This window comes from Streptomyces sp. MB09-02B, from assembly GCF_033794485.1.
In the GTDB taxonomy this organism is placed as follows: domain Bacteria; phylum Actinomycetota; class Actinomycetes; order Streptomycetales; family Streptomycetaceae; genus Streptomyces.
Genome location: NZ_JARGEE010000390.1, coordinates 1 through 8,394, shown reverse-complemented (window position 1 = coordinate 8,394; position 8,394 = coordinate 1). Strand labels below are relative to the sequence as shown.

Genomic DNA, 8,394 nt, shown 5'->3' with positions numbered 1-8,394 from the left:
CGCCGGAGCCGAAGGCGAAACCCACGCCGAGCCCCCGCCCGAAGACGTCGCCGACCCCGGTGAGCTACCCGCCGTACCGGGCCCCGTCCCACGCGCGGGCCAAGCCCTCCGGCCCGTCCCTCGTCTCACTCGCCCTGCTCGTCACCGTGCCCGCGGTGTTCGCCGCCGCCGCCCTGCGTCCGCGCTGATTCCTGGAGGAACCTCTTGTCGGAATGGCTTGTTCTCACCCTCGCGATGGGGGCGGCCTGTCTGGTCGTCCTCATCGTGGCCGTAGTACGGCATCACGCCGCACCCGCGGACGAGGACCCGTCCGAGACCCCGGACGTCATCGAGTACATCACCATGATGATCGGCGTGGTGTACGCCATCGTGCTGGGTCTGGCGATCGCCGGTGTCTGGGAGGCCCGGAGCGCCGCCCAGGACCAGGTCCAGACCGAGGCGCAGGCCCTGCACGAGATCAGTGAGCGGGTGCGGGTGTACCCGCAGGACGTACGCGACGGGATCCGCGCCGACATCGACGCCTATGTCGACCACGTGGTGACCACCGAGTGGAAGGTGATGGCCGAGAAGGGCGAGGTGACCGAGCGCGGCACCGAACTGTTCGACACCGTGCGCCACGAGGTCACGGACTACGAGCCGCGCAGTGACTTCGAGGCGCAGGCCTACCAGCCCCTGCTGGACCAGGTGGCCACGGCCGACGCCGCGCGCGGCAGCCGCGCGGACTCCACCGGGGAGACGATGCCCGGCGTGGTGTGGTTCGGCCTGATCATCGGCGCCGTCGTGACGGTCGGCATGGTGTTCGCCCTGCAGATCCGGCGCACGCCGCGCGAGTTGATCCTCGCCGGACTGTTCTCCGCCCTCATCGCGTTCCTGCTGTTCCTGGTCTGGGACTTCGACGCGCCCTACAGCCGGGGGCTGTCGGCCACGGCGGACCCGTTCCTGGCCCTGTTCCCGAACGCGGGCGGGTGACGGTCCCTCAAGCCCGGTCCACGGCCGGGGGACGGCGCCCAGCGCGGCCGTCCCCCGGCCGTACGCATGCCTGTCCCCTGTGCGGAGCACACGCTTGCCCCATTCGCGCGACTGCGATCGCGCCCCCGGGCGCGCCTTCCTAGCGTTTCGGTCATCGAGGTGCATTTCAGGCGCACGCGGAAACGGTCCGCAGCAGGCTCCTCGGGGACCCGGAGGCTCCACCATGCGCGCGATACGCGTCGCTTCGGCCGCTCTGCTGGGCGTGACCGCCCTCTCCCTCTCCGCTCCCGCCGCGCACGCGGCACCGGCCAGTGACCTCACGTCGTTCGGCTTCGGTGTGACGCCCTCGGCCGTCGCCCCCGGCGGGCAGGTGCTCCTGCGCGTGGACGGCTGCCGCCATCGGACGACCGTCTCCTCGGGTGTCTTCGACGCCGTCATGATCCCCAGGGGCCGTTCCTCGGCGACGGTGACCGTCGACCGGGACGCCCGGCCCGGCGCGGTGTACGAGGTGACGTTCCAGTGCGGCGACGAGAGCGGCCGGACGGATCTCACCATCGTCGGCGACCGCCCGCCCCATCACCCCACCCTCCACCCCTCCTGGGGCTCCCACGCCGGGGCCGGCGGCACCGTCGCGGGCTTCGACCTCTCGGACATCGGCCTCGGCGCCGCGCTCGTCGCGGGGTCGCTGGGCGCGGCCTGGCACTGGTCGCGCCGCCGCCCCGAGGACGGCGGCCACTCCTGACCACCGCTCGGTGCGGCACCCCGACAGCCCTGCACCCCGGACCGTTACGGGTTCCGGGGCGTAGGGCTGTGCGGTACGGACGCGTCGCGCTCGGGCCGGGTCGTCGTTCTCGTCGGGGTTTCTCGGAGTTCTCGGAGTTCTCGGGGTTCTCGGGGTTCTCGGGGTTCTCGGGCTCAGACCTTGTTCTCGGAGCGGCGGCGCATCCAGAAGACACCCCCGCCGACGACCGCCGCCGTCACCAGTCCGCCGCCGATCGCGATGTCGGTGGTCGTGGCCCCGGTGGAGCTGCCGCCGCCGAGCCCGCCCCGGACACCGCCGATGACGGTGAAGACACCGGTGAACGTCTTGCGCTCGCCCTCGCAATGGGTGGTGACGCTGTACGAGCCGGGACTGGCGTCGGAGTTGACCCGCACGGTGGCCGTGGCGGTCGTACCGCCCATGGAGGTGAGGTTGGTGGTCGGGAAGGCGTTCGAACTGATCGTGCTGCCGGCGGTGGCGCACGCGTCCCCGCCCTTGACGGTGAGGACGAGTTGCCCGCCGCGGGCGAGGACGTTGGGGGCGGCCGTGACCGAGCTCGGCTGGTCCCAGGCGGCGGCCGTCGGCGCGGCGACACCGACCAGGGCGACCGCAGCGGCCGAGGCCGCCAGGACACGAGTAGTACGCATGTGATCCTCCGCGGAAGACGCCCCGGGTCCCGTCCCCGGTCGATCGGCGAGAAAGCGCCTCCCGGAAAGACCCTCAGTTGCCGTGCGCGGGGCCGCATTTCGGGGCTGGTCCGTCCTGGTGAGCCCCGGTGAGGGACACGCCGGGGATATTTCCGCACGATCGGATATAGCCGCAGGTCACGGACCGTCAGAAATTTCCTCCTGCCCGCGAACCCGGATGGCGCAGGACTCCGCCGCGCCACCACCCGTTCGTACCTGCCCCCGTCGCCGTCGCGTTGCGGCCCGCTTAGCGTTTTCGTACGCGCGACGCACGCGGCGACGGCCGTGTCGAGAGGGGATGGCGAATGTCTTCGTTCGCACCGGCCGAGGCCGAATGGGAGGAGCGGCGGAAGAAGCGCGCTCCGTGGGGCGTGATAGCGCTTGTCCTGCTGACCGGTCTCGCTCTCATTCGCAATGGCTCGGGCGAGTTCGACGTGGGTCCGCCGCAGCCCGCTTCGGCGGCGGCCGCCGACAGCCGCAGCACACCGCAGAGCACGTTCGCGCACGCCCCGGACCCGCTGCCGTACGCCATGGTCGACCGGGTGCGGATCCCGTCGATCCGGGTCGACGCGCCGGCCGTGGCCGTCGGGCTCGACCCGCAGGGCTGGGTGGACGCGCCCCCGGCCCGGGACCCGAACCTCGCGGGCTGGTTCACCGGCGCGGTCTCGCCCGGTGAGAAGGGCACGGCCGTCGTCGTCGGCCATGTCGACAACGACCAGGGCCCCGCCGTGTTCTACGGACTCGGGGCGCTGAAGAAGGGCGCCAAGGTGGAGATCCGGCGCGCGGACAGCAGGACCGCCGTGTTCGAGACCTACGGCGTCGAGGTCTTCGCGAAGAACGACTTCCCCGGCGACCGGGTCTACGGGAACAGCGGGATTCCCGAACTGCGGGTCATCACCTGCGGGGGCGGTTTCTCCAAGCAGAACGGTTACGACGGGAACGTCGTCGTGTTCGCCCGCCTGGTCGAGGTGCGCTGAGCGCTCCCGGTCGGCGGGCGAACGCCCCCGCACGTCGTCGGGGCCTATACGTACTGCCGCTGCGGCACGGTGACGTGGTAACCGTCCTCCAGCAGCTCGGGCAGGTAGTCGCGCAGGGCCGCCACGCTCTGCGAGCGGTCGCCGCCCGCGTCGTGGGAGAGCACGACGACGCCGGGGGCCGCGCCGTCCTCCACGCGCTCGGCGATGGTGTGCGCGCCCGGCCTCCGCCAGTCCTGGGTGTCCACGGTCCAGCCGAGCGGTTCCATGCCCAGCTCGGCGCCGAAGCGGAACGCGGCCCGGTTCCAGGCACCGTAGGGGGCACGGAACCACAGCGGCGGTTCACCGTACGTCTTCTCGATGATCTCGCTGGTGCGGGCCATCTCCGTGTGGACCCGGGAGCGGGAGAGGGTGGTGAGCAGCGGATGGGACCAGGTGTGGTTGCCGACCACGTGGCCGTCGTCGGCCATCTCGCGCAGCAGGTCCTGGTGTTTGACCGCCATCTCGCCGCACACGAAGAACATCGCCCGGACGTCGTGGCGGCGCAGGATGCGCAGGATGTCCGGGGTGAAGCGGGGGTCGGGGCCGTCGTCGAAGGTCAGCACCAGGCTCCGGCCGCGTCCGTCCACCCGCAGGAACGGCTCGCGCCGGACGCCGGCCCGGACGAGGGTGCGGCGGCGGGTGCGCGGGCCGTACCCGGCGATGGGCTCCAGACGGTACGCGGAGGGCTTGAGCGCGGGCCGGCCCGCCGGGCCTGCGGCCGGGGCGGGTGCTCCGGCCGGTGCCGGGCCGGGGCCCCTGTCGCCGACGAGCAGGGCGGCGCCGCCCGCCGTACCGGCGGTGCCCAGCAGGGCGGCCGCGCCGGTCAACAGGTGGCGACGCGTGAACCGGCGGCGACCCGTGAGCATCTGATCCTTCGTCATGACTCATCAGTCGACCAAGGCGAGGACGGCGCACCACCACGACACCGGGGCGGCGGCATGGAATCACACGATGAGAGTAGTTTTCCGCGTCCCTGCTGACCGCCCGGCGCACGCCGGGGGGCCGGGCGCTCGGATAGCCTCGCGACCGTGACCGATCAGCAAGCACACCGGTTCGAACGCGGCACCGACGGACCCAAGGTGATCCTCGTCGGACTGGACGGTTCCGACACCTCCCTGCGCGCCGTGTCCTACGCCGCCGGCCTCGCCCGCCGCCAGCACGCGCTGCTCGCCATCGTGTACGTGCAGCCGCCCCTGGCGACGAGCGCGGCGCTCGGGGTGCCGGTGGCGGGGACGACCGAGGAGATCGCCGAGCAGCTGATGGCGGAGATCCGGGAGGCCGCCGAGCAGGTGAAGGGCGTCTTCGAGGTGCGCTGGGAGTTCCACACCTTCCGCGGCGACCCGTACAGCGGCCTGGTGACGGCGGCGGACCGGCTCAAGGCGGACGCGGTCGTGGTGGGCGCCTCCCAGCAGGCCGGCCACCGCATCGTCGGCTCGGTCGCCCTGCGTCTGGTGAAGGCGGGCCGCTGGCCGGTGACCGTCGTGCCGTAGGGATGCGGCGGGTGGCCTGGGCCGTGACGGCAGGCCGCCCGTGGGGGGCGTCGACCGTTCGTCGCACCGTTCGTCGACAGGTTCGACCGCCCGCCGCACATCCGTGACCGGCCTCTGTCCCCGCGCAGCGCCCCGCGTTCCCATACGGCCATGACGGCCGGAACCACGATCACCAACGGGACGACCGCCGAACACGAGCTGGCCGAGCTCCAGCGCGAACACGGCCGACCCCTCTTCGCCCTGCTGCTGCGGCTCTCCGACGGGGACCGCCATCGCGCCGAGGACCTGGTGCAGGAGACCTTCGTGCGCGCCTGGCAACACCCGGAGGCGCTGCGCGCCGACGACTTCGACTCCGTACGCCCCTGGCTGCTCACCGTCGGGCGGCGGCTCGCCATCGACGCGCGGCGGGCCCGGCAGGCGCGCCCCGCGGAGGTGGGGGACGCGGTGCTGGAGAACGCCCGGGTGATGACCGATCACGCCGATCGGTCGGTGGCGACCCTCGATGTACGGGAAGCTGTGAAGACACTCACTCCCGAGCACCGCGAAGTACTGGTGCAGGTGTACTTCCAGGGGGCGAGTGTGGCGGAAGCCGCCGAAGCCCTCGGGATCCCGCCCGGTACGGTGAAGTCCCGCGCGTACTACGCACTGCGCGCCCTACGCCGGGTGCTTCCGGGATACGCGGCCGACCTGCGGTGAAACCCATGGCCGAGTCAAACCTCCGTAAAGCGCCTTGCTGAGGACCCCTGTTGGGCCATCAGCTGTCTTCTATCCGTGTTCCGGATGGGGGCCGGGGCCTGGTCTCCAGGCCCGGGGTCGGGCGACGCGCACGCACCGGAGGAAGGCAGGAAGGGATGCTGCACAGAGGTCAAGAGAGCACGGACGGCGCCGGCGGCGGCGAACTGGCCGTCCCGATGGCGTGGTTCTATGCCGAGTACATCGCGGAGGAGCTGCTGCGGACGGGCGACCTGATGCCGCCGACGTCCTTCGAGTTCCGTGCGGGGCGGGACGCCCTGGCGCTGACCATCTTCCTCTCGGACGCGGGCGGTGAGCTCTCCGGTATCCGGGTCGTCACCCAGCTGGAGACCTGGCTCTCGCTGACGGCGTACGACCAGCCGTGGCAGGACTGGGTGTGCGAGCGCATGGCGGACTTCACCGCCGAGGCGCTGGAGTCGGGCGGCCCGTCCCCGGATCTGGAGCTGGCGGCCGCCGCGTGGCGCTGGCTGGAGGAGACCGAGCTGCTCGCGCCCGACCTGGACGCGGTGCCGGGCGGCGGCGCGGTGCTGGGAGAGGACGACGGGCCAAAGGTCTGGACTCCGGCCTGGCGCCTCGGCCTGCCGCTGGGGCACCTGGCGATCCACCTCTTCTAGTCGGGAGGCCCCGGGTCCAGGTGTCGGCCGCCCACGTGTCCCGGCCTTGGTGAACCAACTTTTTCGGTCCGGGACCAATCCGCCCGGCGGAGGGCTCCGAATCTTTTGGTTGGCATTGTCGTGAGGCTTGAGTGATTCGCCGGTCTGGTCCGTACCGGTGGGGGCAGGAAGCAACCCCCACCGCACACCGGCCCGAGGAATCGCCATGTGGTCCCAGGATCGTCATCACGACGTCGGCGCGTACGCGCTGGGCGTGCTGGACGAGGTGGATTCGTTCCACTTCGAGGACCATGTCCGCGGCTGCCCGCAGTGCGCGCTACAGGTCACCGAGTTCCGTCCGGCTGCCCGGCAGCTGATGCTGTACCGCAACGCGACACCGCGCTCGGTGCACCCGTTCGCGGCGCCCGGCCCCCGGATGCTGGGGCGGCTGCTGGACGAGGTGGCCGCCCGTCACCGGGCGAAGCGCCGGCGCTGGCTGTTCGCCCTCGCGGCTTCCGTGGTCATCGCCGTCGGCGGTCCCGCCGTGGCCGTTCTCGCAGGTCCGGGCGAGGCTCCGAGCACCGTCGCCGCCACCGACGCCAGGACGGGCGTCTGGGCCGAGGTCAAGGCCGAGGAGCGGCTCTGGGGCAGCGACATCGAGCTGAAGGTCAAGGAGGCCGAGGGCGTCCACGCCTGCCGTCTCGTGGTGATCGGCAAGGACGGCTCCGAGGAGACGGCCGCGAACTGGAAGTCCCCCGAGGGCGCCGACAAGCCCTCCGAGATGGTGGGGGGCACCGCCATGCAGCGCGAGGACATCAGCCACTTCGAGGTGCGCAGCCAGGGCGAGCTCCTGGTGACCATCGAGGCCCCGGCCTGGCGCTGAGCCGGGACCGGATTGGTCCGTACCTTCAATGGTTGCGGATCATGACCGGAGTAGGTTCCGGGCTGTTCGAGCGGTCGACCCGGACTACTTGAGCAACCGGGACAACCGTCGGTCGGCGAGGGGTTTGCCGCCCGTCTGACAGGTCGGGCAGTACTGCAGCGAGGAGTCGCTGAAGGAGACCTCGCGGACGGTGTCACCGCACACCGGGCAGGGCTCGCCGGTACGGCCGTGGACCCGGAGCCCGCTCTTCTTCTCCGACTTCAGCCTCCCCGCCGCCAGCCCCCGGGAGCGCTCGACGGCCTCGGTGAGCGTGGCGCGCAACGCCTCGTGGAGGTGCCGGACCTCCTCCGGTCTCAGCGACGCGGCCAGTTTGAAGGGCGACATCCTCGCGGCGTGCAGGATCTCGTCGCTGTACGCGTTCCCGATGCCCGCGATCAGGCTCTGGTCCCGCAGCGCGCCCTTGATCTGCCGCCGCTCCCCGGCGAGCAGCCCGGCGAAGCGGGTCACGTCGAAGTCGTCGGCGAGGGGGTCCGGGCCGAGCCGGGCGATGCCCGGCACCTCCGCGGGGTCCCGCACGAGGTGGACCGCGAGCCGCTTCTGCGTCCCGGCCTCGGTGAGGTCGAAGCCCTCGCCGGTCTCCAGGGCGACCCGCATCGCGAGCGGGCTCCTGCCACCGGGTTTCGGCGGCCCGTCCGGCAGCCGGTCCTTCCACTGGAGCCACCCGGCTCGCGCCAGATGCGTCACGAGGTGCAGCTCACCGCCGTCGGCCGCGAGGGCGAGGAACTTCCCGTGCCGCCGTACGCCGGTGACCTCCCGGCCCTCGAAGGCGCTCAGGGGCGGGTCGTACGTCTTCAGCACGCTGATGGCCACGGGCAGCATGCGGACGACCTCATGGCCGACGACCTTGCCGACCAGAAAGTCCCGCAGGGCCTCGACTTCGGGCAATTCGGGCATACCTCAAGAGTGCCATGCGGCTCCGCCGGGTGCGGGTGAGGGTGCGTTGTCGGCTGGCGGCCCGGTGGGGCTTCTCGCGCAGTTCCCCGCGCCCCTGAAAAGCAGGGGCTGCGCCCCGTGCTTTTCAGGCCCGCAGGGGCCTGAAGCTTTTAGGGGCGCGGGGAACTGCGCGAGAAGCCCCACGTACCCTCACCCGCCGACGAAGCACGCATCCCCGAGCTATGACGCTCCCGGCAGCACGAACTCGCACCACACGCACTTCCCCCCACCCCGCGCCTCCACCCCCCACA

At 71.9% G+C, this 8,394-nt stretch carries 10 protein-coding genes and 1 pseudogene; 8 read left to right on the top strand and 3 right to left on the bottom strand.

The window, feature by feature from the left end; translation table 11 throughout:
• The 3 genes and pseudogenes from P1P70_RS35555 to P1P70_RS35545 form a co-directional block, all read left to right on the top strand.
• Positions 1-188, top strand: a pseudogene (locus P1P70_RS35555) (hypothetical protein); the annotation flags it as partial.
• Positions 189-204: 16 nt separating this feature from the next.
• On the top strand, positions 205-969 hold the full coding sequence (locus P1P70_RS35550; RefSeq protein ID WP_319245176.1) for a hypothetical protein: 765 nt from the start codon (positions 205-207) through the stop codon (positions 967-969).
• Between the two features lie 223 nt (positions 970-1,192).
• A complete protein-coding gene (locus P1P70_RS35545; protein WP_319245174.1) occupies positions 1,193-1,711 on the top strand; it encodes a hypothetical protein in 519 nt (172 codons plus the stop codon).
• Positions 1,712-1,884: 173 nt separating this feature from the next.
• Here the strand turns inward: P1P70_RS35545 and P1P70_RS35540 are convergent, their stop codons facing one another.
• A complete protein-coding gene (locus P1P70_RS35540; RefSeq protein ID WP_319245173.1) occupies positions 1,885-2,376 on the bottom strand; it encodes a hypothetical protein in 492 nt (163 codons plus the stop codon).
• Positions 2,377-2,720: 344 nt separating this feature from the next.
• Between P1P70_RS35540 and P1P70_RS35535 the strand changes: the two genes are divergently transcribed.
• Complete coding sequence (locus P1P70_RS35535; RefSeq protein ID WP_319245172.1) at positions 2,721-3,392, top strand: class F sortase; 672 nt, start codon at positions 2,721-2,723, stop codon at positions 3,390-3,392.
• 44 nt (positions 3,393-3,436) lie between these two features.
• Here the strand turns inward: P1P70_RS35535 and P1P70_RS35530 are convergent, their stop codons facing one another.
• Positions 3,437-4,312 (bottom strand): polysaccharide deacetylase family protein, encoded by an 876-nt coding sequence (locus P1P70_RS35530; protein ID WP_319245171.1) that lies wholly within the window; start codon positions 4,310-4,312, stop codon positions 3,437-3,439.
• Between the two features lie 147 nt (positions 4,313-4,459).
• On the opposite strand from P1P70_RS35530, the gene P1P70_RS35525 reads away from it, so the two are divergent.
• The 4 genes from P1P70_RS35525 (at position 4,460) to P1P70_RS35510 (ending at position 7,150) form a co-directional block, all read left to right on the top strand.
• Positions 4,460-4,921 carry a universal stress protein gene (locus P1P70_RS35525; RefSeq protein ID WP_319245170.1) on the top strand — a complete coding sequence of 154 codons (462 nt, stop codon included), beginning with the start codon at positions 4,460-4,462 and terminating at the stop codon, positions 4,919-4,921.
• A gap of 150 nt (positions 4,922-5,071) precedes the next feature.
• Positions 5,072-5,617 carry a sigma-70 family RNA polymerase sigma factor gene (locus P1P70_RS35520; RefSeq protein WP_184902325.1) on the top strand — a complete coding sequence of 182 codons (546 nt, stop codon included), beginning with the start codon at positions 5,072-5,074 and terminating at the stop codon, positions 5,615-5,617.
• Positions 5,618-5,772: 155 nt separating this feature from the next.
• Positions 5,773-6,288 carry a hypothetical protein gene (locus tag P1P70_RS35515; RefSeq protein ID WP_319245168.1) on the top strand — a complete coding sequence of 172 codons (516 nt, stop codon included), beginning with the start codon at positions 5,773-5,775 and terminating at the stop codon, positions 6,286-6,288.
• Positions 6,289-6,493: 205 nt separating this feature from the next.
• A complete protein-coding gene (locus P1P70_RS35510) occupies positions 6,494-7,150 on the top strand; it encodes a hypothetical protein (protein ID WP_319245167.1) in 657 nt (218 codons plus the stop codon).
• An 84-nt stretch (positions 7,151-7,234) separates the two neighbouring features.
• Here P1P70_RS35510 and P1P70_RS35505 read toward each other — a convergent pair whose 3' ends face one another.
• Positions 7,235-8,104, bottom strand: a complete 870-nt coding sequence (locus P1P70_RS35505; RefSeq protein ID WP_319245166.1) for an Fpg/Nei family DNA glycosylase — start codon at positions 8,102-8,104, stop codon at positions 7,235-7,237.
• Between the last annotated feature and the right edge of the window lie 290 nt (positions 8,105-8,394).

Excerpts from the sequence above, each read along its gene's own strand:
- P1P70_RS35505 (WP_319245166.1), bottom strand. The coding sequence starts at position 8,104 with ATGCCCGAATTGCCCGAAGTCGAGGCCCTGCGGGACTTTCTGGTCGGC.
- P1P70_RS35535 (WP_319245172.1), top strand. The coding sequence starts at position 2,721 with ATGTCTTCGTTCGCACCGGCCGAGGCCGAATGGGAGGAGCGGCGGAAG.
- P1P70_RS35510 (WP_319245167.1), top strand. The coding sequence starts at position 6,494 with ATGTGGTCCCAGGATCGTCATCACGACGTCGGCGCGTACGCGCTGGGC.
- P1P70_RS35515 (WP_319245168.1), top strand. The coding sequence starts at position 5,773 with ATGCTGCACAGAGGTCAAGAGAGCACGGACGGCGCCGGCGGCGGCGAA.
- P1P70_RS35520 (WP_184902325.1), top strand. The coding sequence starts at position 5,072 with ATGACGGCCGGAACCACGATCACCAACGGGACGACCGCCGAACACGAG.
- P1P70_RS35540 (WP_319245173.1), bottom strand. The coding sequence starts at position 2,376 with ATGCGTACTACTCGTGTCCTGGCGGCCTCGGCCGCTGCGGTCGCCCTG.
- P1P70_RS35530 (WP_319245171.1), bottom strand. The coding sequence starts at position 4,312 with ATGACGAAGGATCAGATGCTCACGGGTCGCCGCCGGTTCACGCGTCGC.
- P1P70_RS35545 (WP_319245174.1), top strand. The coding sequence starts at position 1,193 with ATGCGCGCGATACGCGTCGCTTCGGCCGCTCTGCTGGGCGTGACCGCC.